Here is a 24,881-nt window from a genome sequence, read left to right as displayed (position 1 = left end):
TGAGGGGGTTGAAGGGGACTTACGCGGTGGTGCGGACCATCAACGACGGCTGGAGCAGCACCTGCGTGGTGCCGACCGGGTCGCCGTCGAGATGGTTGGTGAGCAGGTCGATGCAGCGGGCGGCCGCCTCGGGAAGCGGCTGGCTGACGCTGGTCAGCCCGACCGCCTGAGCGACCGGGGTGTCGTCGAAGCCGGTGACCGCGCTGCGGCCGCCGGCGGCTTGCAGGGCACCGAGCGCGAGCGAGTCGCTGGCGCAGACGAACGCCGTCGGTGCGTCGGGCATGGTGAGCAGGTCACGGGCGCATTCCGCGCCCTGCGGGATGCCGTCGTCGGTGCCGCGGTCGAGCCCGGCCGGGTCGAGGTCGTGCGCCTTCATCGTGCGTTGCCAGCCGTCGCGCCGGTCGTCGCCGACGCCGGAGCCGGCCGGCCAGCCGATGAAGCCGATCCGCCGGTGGCCCGTCTCGATCAGCCGCCGGGTGGCCTGTGCGGTGCCATCGGCGTTGTCGACGTCGACCCAGGAGTGCCGCTCGGGCTCGTCCCACGGGCGGCCGAACGTCACGAACGGCACGCCGTGTTCGGCCAGCCAGAACGTGCGGACGTCGCCGTGGTCGGTGCCGGTCAACACAAACCCGTCCAGGTCGTACGACGCGAGCAGGTCGTCGAAGGTCTTGATCTCGTCGCCGTCGCCGTCGGCCGTGTAGAGCATCACGCGGTAGCCGGCGGCCGCGGCCGCGAACGTCAGACCGTGCAGGAACCGGTCGAGCACCGAGCCGTTGATCCCGTCGCGGGTCGGCTCGATGCGCACCGCGAGCAGATGCGAACGCCCGGTGCGCATCTGCCGCGCGGCCTGGTTGGCCCGGTAGCCGAGGGCGGCGATCGCCTCCTCGACCCGCAGACGCGTCTCCTCCCGCACGATCTGCGGGCTGTTGAGCACGTTGGACACCGTCTGCCGGGACACCCGGGCGCGCTGCGCCACGGTGGCAATGGTGACCTTCTCAACCATTTACATACCTTCCGCGGTCTTGAACGTTCAAAGTCGAAAGTGCATTATTGGATCGTTCAAGTTGCTGGGTTGTTTCGCACTCTGCCGCCGCCATCCCAGCTCTGTCAAGATGGCGCGAAGTAATTGGGAGTTTTCTGTGCCGGACCGCAACCTTCAGCCGCTGCTCCACGATCTGATCTCGACAGTGCGGGCGCCGGCGAGCGTCCTGTGCGAACCGTCGGGCCAGATCCGGGCGGTCGGGGTGCAGGGCATGTTCCACGCGGATGTACGCGTGCTGAGCCGCGCCGAGTTGTCGCTCGACGGGCGATCTGTCGTGCCCGTGGCGAATTCTCCGATCGGTGTCGGCGCGACCGCGTTCGTCGGTTTGGCCCGGTGGCTCGGCGACCCCGGCCCCGACCCAACCGTGCGGGTCACCCGCACCCGCCGCCTGGTGCCGGAAGGTCTCGACGAGACCATCACCGTGACGTCGACCGCCGCCGAGCCGGTGTCCACGGTCGTCTCGCTCGCCGTCGACGCCGACCTGGCGCCCATCTCGCCGGTCAAGGCCGGCAAGACCGCGGCCGTCGACGTCCGCCGGTCGGGCCTGACCTGGTCGGCCGGCGACCTGTCGGTCGCCGTGACCGCCTCAGCCGATGCGACCGTCCACGACGACACGGTGAGCTGGGCGGTGACCGTCGCACCGCACACCTCGGTCGCCGTGTCCTGGCAGTTGCGGGTCACCGACCCCGCGGCACTGGTGCGCGCGCCGGCTGCGAAGGCCGAGTGGTCGCGCCCGACGGTGACCGCCGACGACCGGCGGATCGAGCGGCTGGTGGCGCGCTCCCTCGACGACCTGGAGTCGTTGCGCCTGTCCCTGTCGACCGGCCCCGGCGACACCTTCCTCGGCGCCGGCGTCCCCTGGTATCTGACGCTGTTCGGCCGCGACAGCCTGTGGGCGGCCCGAATGCTCCTGCCGCTGGGCACCGAGATCGCCGAGGGCACCCTGCGGGTGTTGGCCGCACACCAGGGCACCGCCGTCGACCGCGACACCGGTGAGGCGCCCGGCAAGATCCTGCACGAGCTGCGCCGGGCCGACACCCACGCGTCGCTGCCGGCGGCCTACTTCGGCTCGGTCGACTCGACCCTGCTGTGGATCTCGTTGCTGCACGACGCGTGGCGCTGGGGCCTGCCGGCGGCCACGGTGGAGTCGCTGATCCCCGCGTTGGAGGCCGCCCTCGGCTGGCTCGGCACCTACAGCGACGCCGACGGTGACGGGTTCCTCGAATACATCGACGAGACTGGGCGCGGCCTGGCCAACCAGGGCTGGAAGGACTCCGGCGACTCGATCCGGTTCCGCACCGGTCAGATCGCCACGGCGCCGATCGCGCTGGTCGAGGTGCAGGGCTACGCCTACGAGGCGGCCCTGCACGGTGCCGCCCTGCTCGACGCGTTCGACCGGCCCGGCGCGGCGCGCTGGCGCGACTACGCCGAGGCGATGGCCGCCCGGTTCCGCGACAAGTTCTGGGTCGACGGGCCGACGGGTTCCTACCCGGCGCTCGCGCTCGACCGCGACAAGCGCCCGGTGGACGCCCTGACCAGCAACATCGGCCACCTGCTGGGCACCGGCCTGCTCACCGCGAAGGAGACGGCCCAGGTGGCCGACCTGCTGGCCGCGCCCGCGATGTCCGGTGGCTTCGGCCTGCGCACGATGTCGACCCAGGACGCCGCGTTCAGCCCGCTGTCCTACCACTGCGGCTCGGTCTGGGCGCACGACACCGCGATCGTCATCGACCGGCTGGCCAGGTCGGGCCACGCGGCCGCGGCCACCACCCTGGCCGACGGCTTGCTGGCAGCGGCGGAGTCGTTCGACTATCAGCTACCCGAGCTATTCGGCGGCGACGACCGCGATGCCTTGGGGCGGCCGGTCCCCTACCCCGCGGCGTGCCGACCGCAGGCCTGGGCGGCGGCGGCCGGAGTCACCCTGCTGCACGCGGCGACCGGCCTGCGTCCCGACGTCCCGGCCGGGACGGTCAGCGTGACGCCACTCGCCGACGCGCCGCTGGGCGCCGTGACGGCACGGGGTTTCCGGGTGGGCGATGCTTCGGTCGACGTGACCGTCGCCGCCGACGGCACCGCGTCGGTCAGCGGGCTGCCGGCGACGCTCCGCCTGGAGCCGGCGGCACACTAGCGTGCTCGCGGGCGCCGGCGACCCCGGCGCCCGCTCAGTCGAGCAGCGGATCGAGCCCGACGGTGAGCCCGGGCCGGTCGCGGATCGCACGGATGCCGAGCAGCACGCCGGGCATGAACGAGGCCCGGTCGAGCGAGTCGTGCCGGATCGTCAGTGTCTCGCCGGTGGTGCCGAACAGCACCTCCTGGTGCGCGACCAGGCCGGCCGAGCGGACGGAATGCACGCGCACGCCATCGATGTCGGCACCGCGGGCACCGTCGACCTCGTCCTTGGTCGCGTCGGGCACCGGCCCGATTCCGGCCTCGGCACGCGCCCGCGCGATGAGCTGCGCGGTGTGGGTCGCGGTGCCGCTGGGCGCGTCGAGCTTGCGCGGGTGGTGCAACTCGATGACCTCGACCGACTCGAAATGCTTCGCGGCCTTGGCGGCGAACTGCATCATCAGCACGGCCCCGATGCCGAAGTTGGGTGCCACCAGCACGCCGACGCCGGGCTTGTGGGCCAGCCAGCCGCGGATCCGCTCGAGCCGCTGTTCGGTGAACCCGGTGGTGCCGACCACGACGCTGATGCCCTGATCGACACACCAGTGCAGGTTGTCCATCACCACGTCGGGGGTGGTGAAGTCGACGATCACCTCGGCACCGGCGTCGGAGGCGCTGAACAGCCCGTCACCCTGATCGATCATCGCGACCAGCTCGAGATCGTCGGCGGCGTCAACGGCCTTGCAGACCTCGATGCCCATCCGCCCCCGGGCGCCCAACACACCGACCCGGATAGGTTCGCGCACGTCACTCACGGGCACAACCTATCCCAAGCCGGTGTGGGGTTCCCTTAGGACAGGCGCACGTCGCCCTCTTCGAAGGGGCCGATGACGGCGAGCGACATCGGTTGCCCGCAGAGCTCCGCCGCCAGCGTGTTGACGTCGTCGAGAGTGACCGCGTCGACCTTGGCCAGCAACTCGTCGACGGTCAGCGGGTCGTCGTAGAGGAACTCGCCCTTGGCCAACCGGCTCATCCGGGAGCCGGTGTCTTCCAGGCCGAGCACATACGAGCCCTTGGCCATCCCCTTGCCGCGGGCCACCTCGGCCGCCGTCACGCCGTCGCGGGCCACGGTCGCCAGCGATACCCGGGTCAGGTCGAGCACTTCCTCGACCTTGCCGGGCGCGCAGCCCGCGTAGACCGCGAACAGGCCGCTGTCGGCGAACTGGCTCGCGTAGGAGTAGACCGAGTAGGCCAGGCCCCGCTGCTCGCGGATCTCCTGGAACAGCCGGCTCGACATGCCGCCGCCGAGCACGTTGTTGAGCACGCTCAGCGCGAACCGGCGCTGGTCGAGCCGGGCGATGCCGGCGCCGCCGAGCACCACGTGGGCCTGCTCGCTGTCCTTGTTGGACACCGCGACCTGGCCGGTGCGCAGCTTCACCGCGGGCGTCGACGGGCGGTGCCCGACCGGCGTCGCCGCCGGGGTGTCGAGCGGGGTGCCGGCCAGCGCCGTGCGCACCCGCCGGACGAGCGCGTTGTGGTCGAGGTTGCCGGCCGCCGCGATCACAATGGACGGTGCCACGTAGTTGCGGCGGTAGAACGTCTCGATCTGGCGCCGGGTCATCGGCGAGATCGTTTCCTCGGTGCCGGAGATCAGCCGGCCGAGCGGGTGCCGACCGTAGACGGCCGTGGCGAAGGTGTCGTGCACCTCGTCGCCGGGCTCGTCTTCGTGCATCGCGATCTCTTCGAGGATCACGGCCCGCTCGGTTTCGACGTCGGCCGGGTCGAGCACCGAGTTGGCGATCAGGTCGCACATGACGTCGATCGCCAGCGGCAGGTCAGCGTCGAGCACCCGCGCGTAGTAGCAGGTGTATTCCTTCGTGGTGAAGGCGTTGGTCTCGCCGCCGACCGCTTCGATCTGCGCGGAGATGTCGAGCGCGCTGCGCTTCTTGGTGCCCTTGAAGAGCAGGTGCTCCAGGAAGTGCGAGCAGCCCGACTGCGCCGGCGTCTCGTCGCGGGAGCCGATCGACACCCACACGCCGAACGAGACGCTGCGCATCGCCGGCACCGCCTCGGTCAGGATCCGCAGGCCGGATGGCAGCACCGTGCGCCGGATCGTGCCACCGAGCGGGTCGGTGGTGAGGGTGCGGGTGACGGCCCGGGCCGACGCCGAAGCGCCGGCCCGTTCACGTGTCGTCATCTAGCTGTGCCGGTTGCGCCGCCGCCGAGGCTCGCCGCCTTCGCCGCCGCCCTCGTCGCCGCGGCTCGGGCCGCGGTCTCCACTCGGGCCACGGTCGCCGCGGTCACGGTCGCCCCGGTCACGCGGGCCACGGTCGCCGGAGCGGGCCGGCGGACGCTCGGCGCCCTCTTCCTCAGCCGGGGCTTCCTCGCCCTCGGCGCGCACCTTGTCGAGGTAGATCTTGCCGCGCGCGTCGATGTCGGCGATCTGAACCTCGACCTTGTCGCCCACGTTGAGGAAGTCCTCGACCCGCTCGACCCGCTTGCCGTTGCCCACCTTGGAGATGTGCAGCAGGCCGTCGCGACCGGGCAGCAGCGAGACGAACGCGCCGAACGCGGCCGTCTTCACCACGGTGCCGAGGAACTTGTCGCCGACCTTCGGCAGCGTCGGGTTGGCGATCGCGTTGATCCGCTCGACGGCGGCCTCGGCCGACGGGCCGTTGGTCGCGCCGACGTAGATCGTGCCGTCGTCTTCGATGGAGATCTCGGCGCCGGTCTCGTCCTGGATCGCGTTGATCGTCTGACCCTTGGGCCCGATCACCATGCCGATCTTGTCGACCGGGATCTTCACCGTGGTCACCCGCGGCGCGTGGTCGGACATCGTGGCCGGAGCCTCGATCGCGTCGTGCATCACGCCGAGGATCGTCGTGCGGGCCTCGTGCGCCTGCTGGAGGGCACCGGCCAGCACGTCGGACGGGATGCCGTTGAGCTTGGTGTCGAGCTGGAGCGCGGTGACGAAGTCCGGCGTGCCGGCGACCTTGAAGTCCATGTCGCCGTAGGCGTCTTCAGCACCGAGGATGTCGGTCAGCGTGACGTATTGCGTCTTGCCGTCGACCTCGTCGGAGATCAGGCCCATCGCGATGCCGGCGACCGGCGCCTTCAGCGGCACACCGGCCGAGAGCAGCGCCAGGGTCGACGCGCAGACCGAGCCCATCGAGGTCGAGCCGTTGGAGCTGAGGGCCTCGGAGACCTGGCGGATCGCGTAGGGGAACTCCTCGCGGGCCGGCAGCACCGGGATCAGCGCCCGCTCGGCCAGCGCGCCGTGCCCGATCTCGCGGCGCTTCGGCGAACCCACCCGGCCGGTCTCACCGGTCGAGTAGGGCGGGAAGTTGTAGTTGTGCATGTAGCGCTTGTGCTTCTCCGGCGACAGCGTGTCGAGCTGCTGCTCCATCCGGAGCATGTTGAGCGTGGTGACGCCGAGGATCTGCGTCTCGCCGCGCTCGAACAGCGCCGAACCGTGCACCCGGGGCAGCACCTCGATCTGTGCCGACAGCGGGCGGATGTCGCGCGGGCCGCGGCCGTCGATGCGGACCTGGTCGCGCAGCACGCGGCTGCGCACCTCGTTCTTGGTCACCGACCGCAGCGCGGCCGAGAGCTCCTTCTCGCGCCCCTCGAACTGGGCGTCGAGCTGCTCGTGGACCTTGTCCTTGATCCGGTCGAGGGCCTCTTCGCGCTCGGCCTTGTGAACGATCTTCAGCGCCTCGGCGACCTCGCCGCGCACGGCACCGGAAACGGCGTCGTAGGCGTCGTCCTGGTAGTCGAGGAACACCGGGAACTCGGTCACCGGCTTGGCGGCGACGTCGGCCAGCTCGCTCTGCGCGCGGCACAGCTCGCGGATGGCCGGCTTGGCGGCCTCGAGGCCGCCGGCGACGACGTCCTCCGTCGGCGCGGTCGCACCGTCGGCGACGAGCTTGACGGTGTGCTCGGTGGCCTCGGCCTCGACCATCATGATGGCGACATCACCGTCGGGCAGCACCCGGCCGGCGATGACCATGTCGAAGGTGGCCCGGGCCAGCTCCTCGTGGGTCGGGAAGGCGACCCACTGGCCGTCGATGTGCGCCATGCGGGTAGCGCCGATCGGGCCCGAGAACGGCAGGCCGGACAGCTTGGTCGACAGCGAGGCCGCGTTGATCGCGACCACGTCGTAGGGGTGGGCCGGGTCGAGCGCCAGGATGGTCTCGATGACCTGGACCTCGTTGCGCAGGCCCTTGACGAACGACGGGCGCAGCGGCCGGTCGATCAGCCGGCAGGTGAGGATGGCGTCCTCGCTGGGCCGGCCCTCGCGGCGGAAGAACGAGCCGGGGATCCGGCCGGCCGCGTACATCCGCTCCTCGACGTCGACCGTCAGCGGGAAGAAGTCGAACTGGTCGCGCGGCGACTTGCCGGCCGCGGTCGTCGACAGGACGGTGGTGTCACCGAGCTGCGCGATGCAGGAGCCGGGCGCCTGCTTCGCGAGGCGGCCGGTGGTGAAGGTGATCTCCCGGGTGCCGAAGGCCCCGTTGTCGATCACCGCGGTGCTCTGCTTGTCGCCGAGTTTGGTCTCGGTCATGAGTGCGTTGTGCTCCTTCGGTCGTGGGCACGGCTCGACCCCACGTGAGGGGGAGCTGCTCTGACGGCCGGTCTTCGATCGAAGCGCCCGGGGGAGCCGGCAATCGATTTGCCGCGCTGGCCCGGGGGCCACTACCGAGGACCGGTGCGTCGACATCTCCGCCGACGGTCAAGCTGGCCCGTTGCTGGTTATGAAGTTGTGGAACGGGGGAGCGACCGGACGGTCACTCCCCCGCGCACGTCAACGCCGCAGGCCGAGGCGCTCGATGAGCGTCCGGTAGCGGCTGATGTCGGACTTCTGCAGGTAGTTGAGCAGTCGCCGCCGACGGCCGACCAGCAGCAGCAGGCCACGCCGGCTGTGGTGGTCGTGCTTGTGCACCTTGAGGTGCTCGGTGAGTTCGGCGATGCGCTTGGTGAGCACGGCCACCTGGACCTCCGGCGAACCGGTGTCACCCTCGGCGGTCGCGTATTCCGCGCGGATCTTGCTCTTCTGCTCCTGATCGAGCGCCATGATCTCCTGCGTTCGTTGTGATGGTGACGAACCTCGCACCCGCGGCGTCGTGCAGGCACGCGAGGCCGGGCGTCGGTGACCCGACGTCTCTATCAGGTTACCAGCCCGGCATCGATCGGCCTTCGGGACGTCACTCGGCCAGCGCCGCCCGGGTCTGCACGACGTCGTCGGCGATCTGCCGGACGAGCGGCTCGACGCCGTCGAACCGGCGGGTCTCGCGCAGCCGCTCGACGAAGTCGAGAGCGACCCGCTCGCCGTAGAGGTCACCGTCAAAATCGAGGATATACGCCTCGACCCGCCGCTCCCGCCCCGAGAAGGTGGGGTTTGTCCCGATTGAGATGGCCGCCGGCAACCGCTCACCCCGGCGCAGCAACCAGCCGGCGTAGATCCCGTCGGCCGGCACGGCCGCGTAGCGGTGTGTGCTCAGGTTGGCGGTCGGATAGCCGATCTCCCGCCCGCGCTGGTCACCGCGGACGACGATCCCCTCGAGCCGGTGCGGCCGCCCGAGCGCCGCGGCCGCCGTCCGCACGTCACCGGCGTCGATGCAGCTGCGGATGTAGGTCGAACTGAAGACCGTGTCGCCGCTGGACACCAGCGGCGCACCCTCGACGCCGAACCCGAACGTTCGACCGAGCCGCTCGAGCAGCGGAACGTCACCGGCGGCCTTGTGCCCGAACCGGAAGTTCTCCCCCACCACGACGAGGCTGGAGTGCAGGCTCTCGACCAGCACGTCGTGCACGAACTCCTCGGCCGGCAGCCGCGAGAAGTCCTGCGTGAACGGCACGACGCAGAGCACGTCGACACCGAGCGCCTCGATCAACTCGGCCTTGCGGGCCGGCTCGGTGAGCACCGCCGGATGCGACCCGGGCCGCACCACCTCGGCGGGATGCGGGTCGAAGGTCACGACGACGGACCGGACATCAAGATCCCGAGCCCGCTTCACGAGATGCCCGATGATCGCCTGATGTCCCCGGTGCACCCCGTCGAACACCCCGATGGTGACGGCGGACCGTCCCCACCCACCGGGCGCCGCCTGATATCCCCGCCACCGCTCCATAAGAGAAGCCTAGGTCCACAAGCTCCGACAGCTCGGCCGGGTCAGCTCGCCGCGAGCACGATCTCGGGCTTCGCCTTGTCGCCACGCTCGCTGACCACGGCGAGCAGGTCGCCGCCTGGCCCGAGAACGGCGTAGGGCCCGGCGATGCCGGCGGCGACGAGCGGGCCACCGTGTGACAGCACCCGGGCCTCCTCGTCGGTGGCCGACCGGGTCGGGAGAAAGCGCCGCGCCGCATCAGCCATCGGCAGGTTGACCACGTCGGGCGAGACGGCTTCGAGTTCGTCGAGCGTGCGGGCCTCGGCCAGCGAGAACCCGCCGACCGCGGTGCGCCGCAACGCGGTCAGATGGCCGCCGACGCCCAGCGCCGTGCCGGCATCCCGGGCGATCGCCCGGATATACGTCCCCGACGAGCAGGTCACGTCGACGTCGACATCGATGACGTCACCGTCGCGGCGGATGGCCAGCACGTCGAGCCGCGAGATCGTCACCCGGCGGGCCGGGATCGCGACCTCCTCGCCGTCGCGTACCCGTTTATAGGCCCGCTGCCCGTCGATTTTGATCGCACTGACCGCGCTGGGCACCTGGTCGATCTCGCCGCGCTGCGCGACGAGGGCGGAAACCACCGCCTCGTCGGTCACCGCCGCGGCCGGTGTGGTCGAGACGACGTCGCCCTCGGCGTCGTCGGTCACCGTCGCCTGCCCGAGCCGGATCGTCGCGGTGTAGGACTTGTCGGCGCCGATCACGTAGGTCAGCAGGCGCGTCGCCTTGTTGACCCCGATGATCAGCACCCCGGTCGCCATCGGGTCGAGCGTGCCACCGTGGCCGACCCGCCGGGTGCGCGCCAACCGCCGCAACCGCGACACCACATCATGCGAGGTCATCCCGCTCGGCTTGTCGACCACGATCAACCCGTCACTTGTCACGGCGGTCAAGCCTGCCAGACGGTCAACGGACCGCGCCCACCACCGCCCAACCCCCGGACCGCAACCGCAGCAACGCCGCCACGCACCGCACGACCACGAACAGGGTCAACCCCGCCCAGATCCCGGTCAGACCCCAATCCAGCACGTACGCCGTCCAGATGGCCGGAACGAAGAACCCGAGCGCGGCCACCACCGTGACGTTCCGCAGGTAACGCACGTCGCCCGCGCCGATCAGCACCCCGTCGAGCGCGAACACCAGCCCCCCGATCGGCTGGAGCGCCACGAACCAGGGCCAGGCGATCGCGGCCTGGTCGCGGACCGCCACGTCGGACGTGAACAGCCGCGGCACGATGCCGGCGCCGGCGGCGATGACCACCGCGAACACCACGCCGCAGACCACTCCGATCAGCGCGATCCGGCGCGCCAGGGCCCGCGCCCCGATCGCGTCACCGGCGCCGAGCGCGGCACCGATCAGCGACTGCGCGGCGATCGCCACGGCGTCGAGCACCAGCGCGGTGAAGAACCAGAGCTGCATCGCGATCTGGTGACCGGCCACCGTGGCCGTGCCGAACCGGGCCGCGACCGTGGTCGCCGACAGGAAGCTGAGTTGGAACGCGCCGCCGCGGATCAGCAGGTCGCGGCCCATCCGCAGTTGCTCGCCGATGACCCGGAGATGCGGCCGCCAGGAGATCCGCTCGCGCAGCAAAGCGACCGCGAAGCAGACACCCGCGACGGTCTGCGCCACCACGTTGGCGGTCGCCGAGCCGACCAGGCCGAGACCGGCCGGGTAGACCAGGATCGGGCAGAGCGCGGCCGACAGCAGGTTGGCGCCGAGCACGAACATCAGCGGGCGGCGGGTGTCCTGCACGCCACGCATCCAGCCGTTGCCGGCGGCGGCCAGCAGCAGGCCGGGTGCGCCCAGGGCGGCGATCCGCAGCCAGCGCGCGGCGGCGCCGGCGATCTCCGGGTTGCCGGCCAGCGTCTCGGCCAGCGGGCCGGCCGCGAACTGCATGCCGACCGCGATCACCAGGCCGGCGCTGAACGCCAGCCAGGACGCCTGGAGGCCCTCCTCGACGGCGGCGGTGCGGTCGCCGCTGCCGAACCGGCGGGCGGCCCGGCCGGTGGTGCCGTAGGCCAGGATCGTGCCGAGCCAGGCGGCCATCGTGAGCACGGTGCCGCCGACCGCGACGGCGGCCAGCGGGACGCTGCCCAGGTGCCCCACGACGGCGGTGTCGACCAGCACATAGAGCGGCTCGGCGGCCAGCACGACCAGGGCTGGCAGGGCGAGGGCCGCGATGCGGCGCGGTGCGGCGGTGGCGGCGGTGTCCATCGGTAGGCATCGTGGCATGCGGGATGTAAGGAACACAAGCGCGACACGTGCCTTACCGAGGGCTGGTTGCGCCGCACATGCACAAGGACCTGTTGTCGCGGTTCGTCAATCGCGGCGAACGGCGACAGCAGGTCCTTGGACGAGCGTGCGGGCGGAACCCTTACTGGCGGGTGTCCATCGACGTCTGCAGGGCGCGACGGGCGGCTTCGCGGGCCTCGTCGGTCTGCTTCTCGTGCTTGCGCTTCGACATTGCAGGGTCCTTCCAGGGCGGTGTGGCCGGTGGTCGCCGGACGGCGGCGCCGGGATCGCCGGCGCGGAGCGCGTCACAACGTCAACCCCGGGTCTGGTGGGACCCTGGAGGCGGTGCGCGGGTGCACGGCGGGTTACTGCCGTGTCACCACCCAAGCTAACGTTCAGGTCCCAGATTTCGCGCCACGTTCCCAAAAGGCGGAACGATCGTTCAGCGCGCGAACAGGTGCCAGCCCAGCCACCACCAGAACCGAAGAAGCCGATCCGCCCGACCGGGACCCGGCCGACCTCGTAGGCCATCACGTGGGCGCACACATCGCCGAGCGTCGGTATCGTCGACCCCTTGCGCCTGGCCAGCACCTCCACCACCGCGAATGCGACGATGGCGGCGAGGAAGCCGCCGATCGCGATCGAGCGGGTCAGGCTCATCGCCGCACCAACGCCCAGAAGCCGGCCAGCCAGGCGAAATAGCCGGCGGACCGGAGCAACTCGTCTTCCAGCAGCGGGTCGGCGAGCTTGGAGAAGGTCGGATATTCGGCCATCGAGCCGAGCAGGAAGGTGCTGCCCTCGAAGACCCCGAAGATCGCGACCGGCACCAGCCACCAGGCGGTGCCGGGGCCGAGCCGCGCCGGCAGCGGCCGGCGGGGCCGGCCGGCGAGGCCGAGCCAGAGCATCGACCCGCCAAGGCAGATCGTGTAGAGGTTGGCGCGCGTGCTGAACGACGGCAGTTGACCGCCGATCAGGGAGAGGAACGCGAGGACCGGGAGCACCGCGACCGAGCCGCCCGGCGCATCGGCCGCGACCTCTGGCTGCGACTGCCCCATCCATCGATTGTGGCCGGTGTCACACCGGCCGGGCTACCCCAGCTGCGCGCGGATGGCGTCGACGACCTCGTCGACGGTGCCCCGGCCGGTGAAGCCGGCGGCCAGCTTGTGGCCACCACCGCCGAGGGCCACGGCCACCCGGCTCACGTCGACGCCGCCCTTGCTGCGCATCGACACCGCCCACTCGGCCGCACCGACCTGCTTGACCACCAGGCTGACGTCGGCCTCGGCCGCGCAGCGCACCGAGTCGATCAGCGGCTCCAGCACGTAGGGCTGCTGCCGGTGCCGGTCGAGGTCGTCGAGCGTCGCGTAGGTCCACACCAGACCGCGGCCACCGGCGGCGGCCGGCTCCAGCCGGGCCCGGCAGAGCACGTCGCCGTAGAGCCGGACGGCACCGAACGGCCGGGTGTCGAACACCCGGCGGGAGATGTCGCCGGGGCTGATGCCGGTCTCCAGCAGCCGCGCGGCCAACTCGTGCACCGAGGGCGTGGTCATCGCGAACCGGAACGAGCCCGTGTCGGTGGCCAGCGCGACGTAGAGGCACTCGGCGATCTCGGCGTCGAGCGGCACGTCGAGCCGGCGGAGCAGTTCGTCGGCGACGACCGCGGTCGCCGCGGCGTCGGGGTCGACGATGTTGACGCTGCCGAAGCCGGGGTTGGACGCGTGGTGGTCGAGCACCACCGAGGTGCTGGCCTTGGCCAGCCGGTCGACCAGGCCGCCGAGCCGGGACGAGCTCGCCGCGTCGAAGCAGAGCACCAGGTCGGGCTCGGGCTCGGCAGCGGCCTCGGGCACCAGCAGGTCGAGGCCGGGCAGGGCCTGGAACGGCTCGGGGACGTTGGGCGGGCCGGGGAACGTGGCCTGGAGGTTGGTGACGCCGAGCCGGCGCAGCCCGAGCCCGAACGCGAGCATGCTGCCCAGCGCGTCACCGTCGGGGTTGACGTGGCAGATGAGCAGCACCTTGTCGGTGGGACGCAGACCGCGGACCGCTGCGACGGCGGTGTCCCAGTCGGCCTCGCCCGGGCGCGCGGACGTGCCGCCGGCCACCACCGTGGCCGAAACCTCGGTCACGAGCGCTCCTCGATCGGGGCGTCGTTGGCCACCTCGTCGTCGTCCTCGTCATCGTCGTCGTCGAGCTTGTAGGGCTGCGCGTCGCCCGCGTAGGTCGCGCCGGCCGCCAGCCGCTGCACCTCGGCGTCGGCGTTGCGGGCCCGCTCCAGCACCTCGTCGATGTGCTTCGCCTGATCCTGCACGTCGTCGTGGATGAACGTCAGGGTCGGCGAATGCCGCAGACCCAGGGCCTTACCCACGGTGCTGCGCAGCACGCCCTTGGCACTCTCGAGCGCGGCCGCGGTGCCGGCCTGCGCCGCGGCGTCGCCGAGCACCGTGTAGTAGACCGTCGCGTCGCGCAGATCAGCGGTGATCCGGGAGTCGGTGATCGTGATCATGCCGAGCCGTGGGTCCTTGATCTGGGTGCGCACCACCGAAGCCACCAGCTCCCGCACGCGTTCCGCGTGCTTGCGCACCTTGGCCGGGTCCGTCATGTCGTCACCTCCGCCGTCTTGCCTACGCTCAGACACTACCCGCGTCCTGGGCAGGTGATTCGACCGCCGTTGGCCCATCACCCGGGCACATACGCCCGCTACTGTCAGTCATCTCCGCCATGCGTCCGGCGCTTCGCGGACAGCAACTCGATCTCCGGTCGGCCGGCCATCAGGTGCTCGCAGGAGTCGAGCACCCGGGCCACCTGACCGGCGTCGGGGGCGACCACGGCCACCCCGATCTCGGCCCGCCCGACGAGGTCGAGGGCGCCGACTTCGGCGACGGCGACCTCGAAGCGCCGCAGCGCCGCAACGATCGGTCGGACATATGAACGCTTGGCCTTGAGCGACCGTGAGTCGCCCGGCAGAAGCACGTCGAATACCGCTGTTCCCGTGTACATCGGCGCACAGCCTAGCGGCGCGGTAAAGCGAACGGGCGGGCGGCCGAAGCCACCCGCCCGAACACATCAGCCACGTGTCAGCGCGGCTTCTCGCGCATCTCGAAGGTCTCGATGATGTCGCCGACCTGGAGGTTGTTGTAACCGGCCAGGGTCAGACCACACTCGAAGCCCTCACGCACCTCGGTCGCGTCGTCCTTGAACCGCTTGAGCGAGCTGATCGTGACGTTGTCGGCCACGACCGCGCCGTCGCGGAGCAGGCGCGCCTTGGCGTTGCGGCGCAACAGCCCGGACCGCACGATGCAACCCGCGATCATGCCGACCTTCGACGAGCGGAAGACCTCGCGGACCTCCGCCGAGCCGAGCTCGACCTCCTCGTATTCGGGCTTGAGCAAGCCCTTGAGCGCCGCGTCGATCTCCTCGATGGCCTGGTAGATGACCGTGTAGTAACGGATCTCCACACCCTCGCGGTCGGCTGTCTCGCGGACCTTGTTGGACGCCCGCACGTTGAAGCCGATGATCGTGACGGCCTCGGACGAGGCGCTGGCCAGCATGACGTCGCTTTCGGTGATCGCGCCGACGCCCCGGTGGATGATCCGAAGCTGGATCTCCTCCGGAATGTCGAGCTTGAACAGCGCGTCTTCGAGAGCCTCGACCGAACCCGAGACATCGCCCTTGAGCACCAGGTTGAGCGAGGTCTTCTCGCCCTCCTTGAGCTGCTCCATGAGCGTCTCGAGGGTGGCCCGGCCGCGCGAGTTGGCGAAGCTCGCCGCACGCCGCCGTGCCTGCCGCTGCTCGGCGATCTGCCGAACCGTGCGGTCGTCTTCGGCCGCCAGGAACGTGTCGCCCGCACCCGGCACCGCGGTCAGACCGAGCACCAGGACCGGACGCGCCGGACCCGCCTCGATGACTGCCGTGCCGTTCTCGTCGAACATCGCCCGCACCCGGCCGTGTGCCCCACCGGCGACGATGGAGTCACCGGCGCGCAGCGTGCCCTTCTGCACGAGGACGGTCGCCACCGCACCGCGACCCTTGTCGAGGTGGGCCTCGATCGCGACACCCTGCGCCGGCCCGTCGATCGGAGCGGTCAGCTCCAGCGACGCGTCGGCGGTCAGGATGACGGCCTCGAGCAGTTCCTCGACGCCGATGCCCGGCTTGGCCGCGACGTTGACGAACATCGTGTCGCCGCCGTATTCCTCGGCGACCAGCCCGTATTCGGTCAGCTGCTGGCGGACCTTGTCGGGGTTGGCGTCGGGCTTGTCGATCTTGTTGACCGCGACCACGATCGGCACGTCAGCCGCCTTGGCGTGGTTGAGCGCCTCGATCGTCTGCGGCATCACGCCGTCGTCGGCCGCGACCACCAGGATGACGATGTCGGTGACCTGGGCACCACGGGCACGCATGGCGGTGAACGCCTCGTGGCCCGGTGTGTCGAGGAACGTGATCGCCCGCTCGCCGCCGTCGTGCGCGACGTGCACCTGGTAGGCACCGATGTGCTGGGTGATGCCACCGGCCTCGCCCTCGACGACGTTGGCCTTGCGGATCGCGTCGAGCAGCTTGGTCTTGCCGTGGTCGACGTGACCCATGACGGTCACCACCGGCGGCCGGCTGACCAGGCGGTCCTCCGCGACCTCGGCGTCGAGGTCGATGTTGAACTGGGCCAGCAGCTCGCGGTCTTCGTCTTCCGGGCTGACGATCTGCACGTCGAAGCCGAGGTGCTCGCCGAGCAGCAGCAGCGTCTCGTCGGAGCACGACTGCGTCGCCGTCACCATCTCGCCCAGGTTGAACATCTCCTGGACCAGCGAACCCGGGTTGGCCTCGATGCGGTCGGCGAAATCGGAGAGCGACGCACCGCGCGACAGCCGGACGATCTGCCCACTGCCCCGCGGGGCACCCGAGCTCATCGTCGGAGCGGACAGGTTGTCGAACTCTTGACGCCGCTGCTTCTTCGACTTGCGACCACGGGTCGGCTTGCCACCCGGACGCCCGAAGGCACCCGCGGCACCGCCGCCGCGACCGCGACCGCCACCACCGGGACGACCCGGCGCACCGGCACCAGCCGGACCGCCGCCGCCACCGGGGCCACCACGGTAGCCACCGCCGCCGGCACCGCCACCGGGGCCGCCGCGGTAACCGCCACCGCCGCCAGCACCGCCACCGGGACCGCCGCGGTAACCGCCGCCGCCACCAGCACCGCCACCGGGACCGCCGCGGTAACCACCGCCGCCGCCACCGCCACCGGGACGACCTGCGCCGCCACCGGGACCGCCGGGACGACCGGGACCGCCGCCGGCCGGACGGCCGGGACGCTGCGTCGGCATGGACGCCGGGCTAGGCCGCGGCGGCATGGACGCCGGGCTGGGCCGCGGCGGCATCGAGCCGGGGCTGGGCCGCTGACCGCTGCCGGGACCGGCCGGTCGGTTGCCGCCACCACCAGGGGTGATGCCGAACGGGTTGTTGCCGCCGCTGCGGCCCGGCGGACGGCCGGGACCGGGACGCGGTGCGCCGCCACCCGGGGCACCGGAACCGGCACCGGGGGCGGGACGCGCAGCCGGCGAACCGGGCCGCGGCGGAACGCTGCCCGGACCCGGACGGGGCCGGGTCTGCGCGTTGCCGTCGGCCGGGGGCTCACGCCGGACCTGCTCGCGCTCCTGGGCGCGGGCCTCCTGCGCGGCCTTGACGGTCGCCTGCTGCTCAGCCTTGAGTTGCGCGGCACGCTGCTCGGCAGCGGCCACTTCGATGTCGTGCGCGCTCGCCGGCTTGGCCACCGGCGTGGCCGGCGGCGGCGGACCCGGGATCGGACCCTTGGGCCGGGCCGCCGGGGAACCGGCGGGAGCCGGTGCCGTCGGACGGCGCGGCGGCGCGGGCTTGGCCGACACCCTCGGCTCATCGGGAGCGGCGCTGCCGCCACTCCGGCCGTTGGTCGCCGGCGCGGACGGCGCCGCTGGTGCGGAACCCTCCACGAACGCGCCACGGAGCCGGCGGGCTACAGGAGCCTCCACCGTGCTCGACGCGGACTTGACGAACTCGCCCATCTCTTTGAGCTTGGCGAGAACGGTCTTGCTGTCGACCCCGAGCTCTTTTGCAAGCTCGTGTACGCGGGCCTTGCCTGCCACTGCACTCCTCACTCCGAGGCCGTGCGGGCAGCACCCGCAGCGACCTCACTCGTGCACTTGAAGCCTGGTCATCTCTGGGACTTCATCGTGTGCTCATGTCGGTCGTCCTACCTTGCTGCTGCGACACCCGCCCAGTCTCGGATGATCGGGCGTAGTGGTTGACGCGTGGATGTGCCCGGCCAGCTCGCCGGTGTCTGCGACACCAACTTTACGTAGCGCCCGCCCGAAGGCATGGCGTTTGCACGCTAGCGCGAGGCAAGCCGGATCGGGGTGCACGTGCGCGCCCCTCCCCGGCAGTCTGCGAGTCGGATCGGGTCGAAGTCGGTAATGATCTCCGTCGCCGACCGCGACGAACCGCAGTAGCTCGTCGGCTGACACACGTTGCCGGCAACCCACACAGGTGCGCACCGGCCGCGCACGTCGAGCCGTCATCAAGTCTACCCCTATGCCCCGGCGGGCGCTCCGCCCGGCTCGGTTGCGTGATCCACACCGCGTTCCTCAACAGCATCACGGTCTTCGGCAGGCGGCTCGGCATCGGAACGGATATCGATGCGCCACCCGGTCAAACGCGCCGCCAGCCGCGCGTTCTGCCCTTCCCGGCCGATCGCCAGCGAGAGCTGGTAGTCGGGGACCGTCACCCGCGCGGTGCGGGTGGCCAGGTCGACGACGTCGACCCGAAGCGCCTTGGCCGGCGACAACGCGTTGCCGACGAAGTGTGCCGGGTCGTCGGACCAGTCGATGATGTCGATCTTCTCACCGTGCAGCTCGCTCATCACGGCGCGGACCCGCTGGCCCATCGGGCCGATGCAGGCGCCCTTGGCGTTGACCCCGGACACCGCCGCGCGTACGGCGATCTTGGAGCGGTGCCCCGCCTCGCGGGCGATCGCGGAGATCTCGACGCTGCCGTCGGCGATTTCCGGGACCTCCAGCGCGAACAGCTTCTTCACCAGGTTGGGGTGGGACCGCGACAGGGTGATCTGCGGGCCGCGGAAACCCTTGGCCACGTGCACCACGACGCAGCGGATCCGCTGGCCGTGCCCGTAGACCTCGCCGGGGACCTGCTCCGACTGCGGCAGCACCGCCTCCAGCTTGCCCAGGTCGACGGTGACGATGCCCTTGTCCGAGCGTGCCTCGTGCGCCTGGATCACGCCGGTGACCAGGTCACCCTCGCGGCCGACGTATTCACCGAAGTGCACCTCGTCCGTTGCTTCGCGAAGCCGCTGGAGGATGACCTGTTTGGCGGTCATCGCGGCGATCCGACCGAAGTCGTGCGGAGTGTCGTCGTATTCCCGGGTGATCTCGCCTTCCTCGTCGACCTCCTGGGCATACACCAGGGCGGCGCCGGTCTTGCGATCGATCTCCACCCGGGCATGTGTCTGTGCGCCCTCGGTGTGCCGGTAGGCGGTCAACAATGCGGTCTCGATCGCCGCGAGGATGGTCTCGAACGGGATCTCCCGTTCGCGCTCCAACGCGCGGAGCGCCGCGAGGTCGATGTTCACCTCTGCTCGTCCTCCATTCCGTCCTCGTCGTCGTCGTCGAATTCCGCCAGTTCGTCGTCGGCCACCTCGTCGACCCGGTTGAACTCGACCTGGACCCGCCCAGGGCCGAGGTCGTCGTGGGCGATCGCGGTGTGCTCACCGGCCACGTCCAACATGACACCAGCGTCGTCGACGCCGACCACCCGACCGGTGAGCGGCCCGACCTTGACCAGCCGGCCGATGTTGCGGCGCCAGTGGCGGGGCAGGGTCAGCGGCCGGTCGACGCCGGGCGAGCTGACCTCGAGCTGGTATTCGCCGGTCACCACCTCGTCGCCGCTCTCGTCGGCCGCGTCGAGGGCGGCCGAGACGGCGCGGGACACGTCGGCGACGGCGTCGAGATCGAGCCCGCCGTCCTTGTCGACCACCACCCGCACCACGAACCGGCGACCGGCGCGCGAGATGGTCAGGTCTTCCAGGTCGTAGCCGGCCTCGCCGACCACGGGCTCCACCACGGCGCGCAGCCTGGCCTTGCGGGCGGCCAGGTCGCCACGCGGCGCGCCCGGTCGTGGGCCGGGCGCGGGGCGCCCGCCGGCGGCTCGGCTTCGTTGCGCCATCTGCCACCCCTTCACCAACCTCGGCCGCGCAGGGGTCGGCGCCCATGCTTCAGCGCCACCGGACCCTCGTCCGGTGGCTGCGCAGAGCGTAACGCGCTCCGCCACGGGCCAGCCGGCCGGCGCACCGAACCCTCCGACCGGGCGGCGCATGGTGTTGACTGACCAGGTGCGCGGCGGTGAGGAAAAGGACGAAACTCCCAATCGGGTACGGCGGCGTGCCGTGCTCGCGCTCGGTGCGGCCCTCGCGGCCGGCGCGGCCGGCGGCTGCGGGCTGCTCCGCGGGGAGCCCGACGAGCCACCCCCGCCCGACCCGCTGCTCCCCCTGGCCGACGAGGCCGTCGGGCTGGCCGCCCTGCACCGGCTGGCGGCCACCGACTTCCCGGACCGGGCCGGCACGCTGACCCCGATCGCCGAGGCGCACGACGCGCACGCCAAGGAACTGGCGCGGATCATGGCCACGCCGGCGCCGAGCCCCGCCGCGTCCGCCTCGGCGGGTGCGGCAGCCGGCACCGTCGAAGACCGGATCGAGGCGCTCCGGGTCGCCGAGAAGGCCGGCTACGAGGCCGCCGTCCAGGCCTGTCTCGCCACGCCGGCCCACCGCGCGGCCCCGGTCGGCACGATCGCCGCCGCCCGCGCGACCCACCTGGAGGCACTCAAGTGACCGGGGAACTGCCGGCCGCGCTGGCCGCCGAATACGCCGCGATCTTCGCGTACGGGCCGATCGGGGTCCGGCTGACCGGCGCCGAGCAGACCGCAGCCCGGGCCGCCGAGGCCGCACACCGCGCCCTGCGCGACGCGCTGGTGCTGTCCCTCAACGGCACCGGGCTGCCGCCGGCCGCACCCGCCTACAAGCTGCCGGAGCCGATCGTCGACCGGGCCGCGGCGCTGCGGGTCGCGATCTCGGTGGAGGAGAAGGCCGGTGCCGTCTGGCGGGCGGCGCTGGGCGCCACGGCCGGCCCACAACGCCGGCAGGCCCTCGACGCGCTCACCGGCTGTGCCGTGCGGGCCACCCGCTGGCGCCGGTTCGCCAAGATCGACCCGATCACCGTGGCATTCCCGGGCAAGATCCCGTCTTAGGGCGATTTGCCAGCCGCATACTCCGTATGCATACTCAGTAGCCATGTCCATCAGACACGGCCTGCTCGCGCTGCTCGAGCGCGGTCCCATGTACGGCTATCAATTGCGCGCCGCCTTCGAGGAGTCGACCGGCGCCACCTGGCCGCTCAACATCGGGCAGGTCTACACGACCCTGTCCCGCCTCGAACGGGACGGCCTGGTGCGGCCACTGCCGGAGAATGAGGGCGGGCAGCGGCCGTACGAGCTGACCGATCTTGGTCGTGGCGAGATCACCGTCTGGTTCGCCACCCCGATCGCCCGCACCGACCGCCCCCGCGACGAGCTCGCCATCAAGCTGGCGCTCGCGCTCACCACACCCGGCGTCGACGTGCGTGCGGTGGTGCAGACCCAGCGCACCGCGACCATCCAGACGCTCCAGGAGCTGACCCGGCTCAAGTCGCGCTCCGACAAGCCGGAGGACATGTCCTGGCGGCTGATCCTCGACGCGATGGTCTTCCAGGCCGAGGCCGAGGTGCGCTGGCTCGACCACTGCGAGGCCAGCCTGGTCCGTTACCAACCAGCGGCACCAGGGTCGGTCGCGGCCCCGGCGAGCGCCGACGACCGGACGGAGGCACACCGGTGATCCTCGAACTGCGCGGCGTACACCGCACCCACGGCACCGGCGAGACGGCCGTGCACGCCCTGCGGGGCATCGACCTTTCCGTGGCCGCCGGCGAGCTGGTCGCCGTCATGGGCCCGTCCGGGTCGGGCAAGTCGACCCTGCTCAACCTGGCCGGCGGGCTCGACTCACCGAGCCAGGGCGAGGTGCTGGTCGAGGGCGAGGTGCTCGGCACGCTCAACCGCAAGCAGCTCGCCCGGATCCGCCGCCGGCACGTCGGTTATGTGTTCCAGGACCTCAACCTGCTGGCCAGCCTGACCGCCGTGGAAAACGTGGCGCTGCCGCTCGAGCTCGACGGGATGGGGGTGCGCAAGGCCCGCAAGCTGGCCGCCACCGCGCTCGACGAGGTCGGCCTGGCCGAACTGGCCCCGCGCTTCCCCGACGAGATGTCCGGCGGCCAGCAACAGCGGGTGGCGATCGCGCGGGCGCTGGTCGGCGAACGCCGCCTGGTGCTGGCCGACGAGCCGACCGGCGCGCTCGACTCGCAGACCGGCGAGGCCGTGCTGCGCCTGCTGCGCAGCCGGGTCGACGCCGGAGCGGCCGGCGTGCTGGTCACCCACGAGGCCCGGCACGCCGCCTGGGCCGACCGGGTGGTCTTCCTCCGCGACGGCGTCGTGGTCGACACCACGAGCCCGGTCGGCGAGCCCGAGCAACTCCTCGGAGTTGAGGCATGAGCGCTTGGCGGACAGCTCTGCGGATCGCGCTGCGCGAAGCCCGCCGGGCCAAGGGCCGCACCGCGATGGTGCTGGTGCTGATCACCCTGCCGGTGGTCGGGCTGGCGTTCGCGGCGGTCACGGTCGACATGTTCGACCTGCGGCCGGCGGAGAAGCTCGACCGGCAGATCGGTGCCGCCGACGCCCGGATCCAGTGGTATGACCGCGTCCCGCTGCGGCAGAACCTCGACGGCGACAACTGGAGCAGCGAGCAGACCCCTCAGAACGGCGGAAAGGTCGAGCCGTTCCAGCCGACCGATCGCGACCTGCTCGACAAGCTCCCGCCGGGTAGCTCCGTGCTGCGGACCAGCAGCGCCTGGGTCGACATGCGCACCGCGACCGGCATCGGCGGCGTCGAGGTGCTCGGCGTCGACGCCGGCAACCCGCTCGCCAAAGGCCTGGTCACGGTGCTCGACGGCCGGGCGCCGAAGGCCGCTGACGAGGTGGCACTGAGCCACAAGGCCCTGTCCCGGCTCGGTGCCCGCCTCGGCGGGACGGTGCAGGACGCGGCGCGTACCAAAACATTCTCGGTCGTGGGTGTGATCGAGACGCCCAGCAACCTCGGCGAGATGATGGTCACCCCGGTCAGCCCCGACCAGGCCAGCGGTTGGCTGGTCAAGACGCCGGGCCCGGTGCTCTGGTCCGACGTCCGCGAGCTCAACAAGGCCGGCATGGTGGTGCTGTCGCGCTCGGTCCTGCTCAACCCGCCGGCCAACCCGGAGGGCGTGCTGGAAAGCCCCGGTGGCGGCACCCCCGGCGGCTTGCAGATCGCCGCGGTGATCGGCGGCCTCGGGCTGTTCGAGGTGGTGCTGCTCGCCGGCCCGGCGTTCGCCATCGGCGCGCGCCGCCGCCGCCGCGAGTTGGCGCTCGTCTCGGCCAACGGCGGCACCCCGGCCCACCTGCGCCGGATAGTGCTCGCCGACGGCGTCGTGCTCGGCCTGGCCGGTGCGCTGCTCGGCGTCGCGCTCGGCATCGCCGCCGCGTTCATCGCTCGCCCGCTGGTCGAGATCTACGTGGCCAACGAACGGGCCGGCGGCTACCGGGTCTATCCGCTGGCGCTCGCTCTCGTCGCCGGCCTGGCCCTGGTCACCGGCCTGCTGGCCGCGCTGGCGCCGGCCGTGGCCGCCGCCCGGCAGGACGTGGTCGCGGCCCTGACCGGCCGCCGCGGCGCGCTGCGCTCCCGGCGCCGCTGGGTGGTGCTCGGCATCGCCCTGATCGCCTTCGGCGGCCTGCTCGCGGTCGGCGGCGCGACGACCTCACGGGCGGTGGCCATCGTGGCCGGCCTGGTGTTCGGGGAACTCGGCCTGGTGCTGGTCACGCCGGCCCTGGTCGGGCTGGTCGCCTCGCTCGGCCGGTGGTTCCCGCTCGGCCCGCGGATCGCGTTGCGCGACACTGCCCGCAACCGCGCCGCCGCCGCGCCGGCGATCTCCGCGGTGATGGCCGCGGTCGCCGCCTGCGTCGCCATCGGCACGTTCCTGGCCAGCGACAACGACCGGCAGGTCGAGCAATACCGGACGGGCCTGCCGCTGGGCTACGCCGCCGTGCAGATCGGCGACCGGGCCAATGGCGTGCCCACCGTCGAGCGGGTCTCCGCCGCGGCGGCCGGCAGCCTCGCCGTCACCGGCGTGCGCCAGATCGACACGATCGGCTGCCCGAAGGTCGACGGCGAGGAGCAGTACTGCTTCGTGCGCCCGCAACTGCCCGCCGACCTGGCCTGCCCGTTCAGCCAGTCCAACGGGCCGCTCACCGACGAGCAGCAGACACAGGCACTGGCCGACTCGCGCTGCCAGGCGCCGTCCTTCTTCTTCGGCAACCTGCCCTTCACCACCGTGGTCGGCAACGGCGACAACCTCGCCACGCTGTCGCACCCGTCGGAGGCCGACGTGCGGGCGGCCACTCAGGTGCTCGCGGCCGGCGGTGCCGTGGTCAGCGACCCACGCCTCGTCCACGACGGCAAAATCACGCTGCAACTGGGCGGCAACAACGAAGACGGCTCGGGCAACGGCGAAAAGATCATCAAGACCACCGAAGTCCCCGGGTACGCGCTGCGCAGCGGCCTCGAGGTCGGCCAGGGCCTGGCGCCGGAGGGGATGCAACGCACCTACGTGTCGCCGGCGGCGGCGGCCGCGCTCGGGCTGGAGACCGTGCCGGAGGGCTTCGTGATCGCCACCGGCCGGGTGCCGGACCAGGCCGCACAGGACAAGCTGGCCGCCTCGGTGGCCGAGTTGCCCGGCGGCGGGTACGCCACCGTCGAGACAGGACCGCCGACCGGCACACCGACGGAGGCGCTGATCCTCGCCGCGGCGGCGATCCTGGTCGCGCTCGGCGCCACGTTCGTCGCCACCGGCCTGGCCGCGGCCGACGGGCGGCGCGACCTGTCGACACTGGCGGCGATCGGTGCCGCGCCGAGCGTGCGCCGGGTGCTCACGCTGAGCCAGTCCGGCGTGATCGCCGGCCTGGGTTCGCTGCTCGGCACGGTGGCCGGGCTGGGTTCCGGGTGGGCCATCCTGGCCGCCTTCAACCGGCAGTTCGCGGGACAGTGGCCGCGCGAGATCGGTTACCCGTTCGCCGTGCCCGGCGTGGTCCTGCTCCTGTTGGTGTCGATCCCGGTGATCGCGATGCTGGGCACGGGCCTGCTCACCCGCGCCCGGCTGCCGATCGAGCGACGGGCGGACTGAACAACC

General features: G+C 71.8%; 22 protein-coding genes and 1 pseudogene. 6 read left to right on the top strand and 17 right to left on the bottom strand.

The window, feature by feature from the left end:
• Window positions 1-19: 19 nt before the first annotated feature.
• Window positions 20-1,003 carry a LacI family DNA-binding transcriptional regulator gene (locus DFJ67_RS19430; RefSeq protein WP_116069287.1) on the bottom strand — a complete coding sequence of 328 codons (984 nt, stop codon included), beginning with the start codon at window positions 1,001-1,003 and terminating at the stop codon, window positions 20-22.
• Window positions 1,004-1,139: 136 nt separating this feature from the next.
• Between DFJ67_RS19430 and DFJ67_RS19425 the strand changes: the two genes are divergently transcribed.
• Window positions 1,140-3,170, top strand: a complete 2,031-nt coding sequence (locus tag DFJ67_RS19425) for an amylo-alpha-1,6-glucosidase (RefSeq protein WP_239097326.1) — start codon at window positions 1,140-1,142, stop codon at window positions 3,168-3,170.
• 34 nt (window positions 3,171-3,204) lie between these two features.
• On the opposite strand, the gene dapB is transcribed toward DFJ67_RS19425, so the two are convergent.
• The 16 genes and pseudogenes from dapB to rimP all read right to left on the bottom strand — a co-directional run bounded on the left by dapB (window position 3,205) and on the right by rimP (window position 19,749).
• Window positions 3,205-3,963, bottom strand: coding sequence for a 4-hydroxy-tetrahydrodipicolinate reductase (dapB, locus tag DFJ67_RS19420; RefSeq protein WP_116069285.1), 759 nt, complete (start codon window positions 3,961-3,963; stop codon window positions 3,205-3,207).
• 35 nt (window positions 3,964-3,998) lie between these two features.
• Window positions 3,999-5,345, bottom strand: a complete 1,347-nt coding sequence (locus tag DFJ67_RS19415; RefSeq protein WP_116069284.1) for a M16 family metallopeptidase — start codon at window positions 5,343-5,345, stop codon at window positions 3,999-4,001.
• The gene (locus DFJ67_RS19410) at window positions 5,346-7,712 is read right to left on the bottom strand and encodes a polyribonucleotide nucleotidyltransferase (protein WP_116069283.1); all 2,367 of its coding nucleotides are present in this window, start codon (window positions 7,710-7,712) and stop codon (window positions 5,346-5,348) included.
• Window positions 7,713-7,952: 240 nt separating this feature from the next.
• The gene (gene rpsO / locus DFJ67_RS19405; RefSeq protein ID WP_116069282.1) at window positions 7,953-8,222 is read right to left on the bottom strand and encodes a 30S ribosomal protein S15; all 270 of its coding nucleotides are present in this window, start codon (window positions 8,220-8,222) and stop codon (window positions 7,953-7,955) included.
• A gap of 130 nt (window positions 8,223-8,352) precedes the next feature.
• Complete coding sequence (locus DFJ67_RS19400; protein WP_116069281.1) at window positions 8,353-9,279, bottom strand: bifunctional riboflavin kinase/FAD synthetase; 927 nt, start codon at window positions 9,277-9,279, stop codon at window positions 8,353-8,355.
• A gap of 41 nt (window positions 9,280-9,320) precedes the next feature.
• Window positions 9,321-10,202 (bottom strand): tRNA pseudouridine(55) synthase TruB, encoded by an 882-nt coding sequence (gene truB / locus DFJ67_RS19395; protein WP_116076409.1) that lies wholly within the window; start codon window positions 10,200-10,202, stop codon window positions 9,321-9,323.
• 22 nt (window positions 10,203-10,224) lie between these two features.
• The gene (locus tag DFJ67_RS19390) at window positions 10,225-11,532 is read right to left on the bottom strand and encodes an MATE family efflux transporter (RefSeq protein WP_239097327.1); all 1,308 of its coding nucleotides are present in this window, start codon (window positions 11,530-11,532) and stop codon (window positions 10,225-10,227) included.
• A 460-nt stretch (window positions 11,533-11,992) separates the two neighbouring features.
• Window positions 11,993-12,210 (bottom strand): annotated as a pseudogene (locus DFJ67_RS43830) (DUF6186 family protein).
• A complete protein-coding gene (locus tag DFJ67_RS19380) occupies window positions 12,207-12,605 on the bottom strand; it encodes a hypothetical protein (RefSeq protein ID WP_116069279.1) in 399 nt (132 codons plus the stop codon). Before DFJ67_RS19380 ends, DFJ67_RS43830 begins: the two are co-directional and overlap by 4 nt.
• 33 nt (window positions 12,606-12,638) lie before the next feature.
• A complete protein-coding gene (locus tag DFJ67_RS19375; protein WP_409362945.1) occupies window positions 12,639-13,673 on the bottom strand; it encodes a DHH family phosphoesterase in 1,035 nt (344 codons plus the stop codon).
• The gene (gene rbfA, locus DFJ67_RS19370) at window positions 13,670-14,146 is read right to left on the bottom strand and encodes a 30S ribosome-binding factor RbfA (RefSeq protein WP_116069278.1); all 477 of its coding nucleotides are present in this window, start codon (window positions 14,144-14,146) and stop codon (window positions 13,670-13,672) included. Before rbfA ends, DFJ67_RS19375 begins: the two co-directional genes overlap by 4 nt.
• 104 nt (window positions 14,147-14,250) lie before the next feature.
• Window positions 14,251-14,544 carry a DUF503 domain-containing protein gene (locus tag DFJ67_RS19365; RefSeq protein WP_116069277.1) on the bottom strand — a complete coding sequence of 98 codons (294 nt, stop codon included), beginning with the start codon at window positions 14,542-14,544 and terminating at the stop codon, window positions 14,251-14,253.
• A gap of 77 nt (window positions 14,545-14,621) precedes the next feature.
• Window positions 14,622-17,657, bottom strand: coding sequence for a translation initiation factor IF-2 (gene infB, locus DFJ67_RS19360; RefSeq protein WP_116069276.1), 3,036 nt, complete (start codon window positions 17,655-17,657; stop codon window positions 14,622-14,624).
• Window positions 17,658-17,750: 93 nt separating this feature from the next.
• Window positions 17,751-18,089, bottom strand: coding sequence for a YlxR family protein (locus tag DFJ67_RS19355; RefSeq protein WP_116069275.1), 339 nt, complete (start codon window positions 18,087-18,089; stop codon window positions 17,751-17,753).
• An 11-nt stretch (window positions 18,090-18,100) separates the two neighbouring features.
• On the bottom strand, window positions 18,101-19,156 hold the full coding sequence (nusA, locus tag DFJ67_RS19350; RefSeq protein ID WP_116069274.1) for a transcription termination factor NusA: 1,056 nt from the start codon (window positions 19,154-19,156) through the stop codon (window positions 18,101-18,103).
• Window positions 19,153-19,749 carry a ribosome maturation factor RimP gene (gene rimP / locus DFJ67_RS19345; RefSeq protein WP_116069273.1) on the bottom strand — a complete coding sequence of 199 codons (597 nt, stop codon included), beginning with the start codon at window positions 19,747-19,749 and terminating at the stop codon, window positions 19,153-19,155. Before rimP ends, nusA begins: the two co-directional genes overlap by 4 nt.
• A 220-nt stretch (window positions 19,750-19,969) precedes the next feature.
• Between rimP and DFJ67_RS19340 the strand changes: the two genes are divergently transcribed.
• From DFJ67_RS19340 to DFJ67_RS19320, 5 genes are read left to right on the top strand one after another with little or no spacing between them, the layout of a single operon-like run.
• Entirely contained in the window at window positions 19,970-20,410 is a 441-nt protein-coding gene (locus DFJ67_RS19340; protein ID WP_409362946.1) for a hypothetical protein, read from the top strand.
• Window positions 20,407-20,826, top strand: coding sequence for a ferritin-like domain-containing protein (locus DFJ67_RS19335; protein WP_116069272.1), 420 nt, complete (start codon window positions 20,407-20,409; stop codon window positions 20,824-20,826). Before DFJ67_RS19340 ends, DFJ67_RS19335 begins: the two co-directional genes overlap by 4 nt.
• Before the next feature lie 43 nt (window positions 20,827-20,869).
• Window positions 20,870-21,448, top strand: coding sequence for a PadR family transcriptional regulator (locus tag DFJ67_RS19330; protein ID WP_116069271.1), 579 nt, complete (start codon window positions 20,870-20,872; stop codon window positions 21,446-21,448).
• Complete coding sequence (locus DFJ67_RS19325) at window positions 21,445-22,158, top strand: ABC transporter ATP-binding protein (protein WP_116069270.1); 714 nt, start codon at window positions 21,445-21,447, stop codon at window positions 22,156-22,158. The genes DFJ67_RS19330 and DFJ67_RS19325 overlap by 4 nt, the downstream gene beginning before the upstream one ends.
• Entirely contained in the window at window positions 22,155-24,875 is a 2,721-nt protein-coding gene (locus tag DFJ67_RS19320; RefSeq protein ID WP_116069269.1) for an FtsX-like permease family protein, read from the top strand. The genes DFJ67_RS19325 and DFJ67_RS19320 overlap by 4 nt, the downstream gene beginning before the upstream one ends.
• Window positions 24,876-24,881 lie beyond the last annotated feature (6 nt).

Origin of the sequence: Asanoa ferruginea (assembly GCF_003387075.1) — a bacterium.
GTDB classification, from domain to species: domain Bacteria; phylum Actinomycetota; class Actinomycetes; order Mycobacteriales; family Micromonosporaceae; genus Asanoa; species Asanoa ferruginea.
The sequence above is the reverse complement of the archived record's forward strand: the minus strand, read 5'-3'. Positions and strand labels throughout refer to the sequence as shown.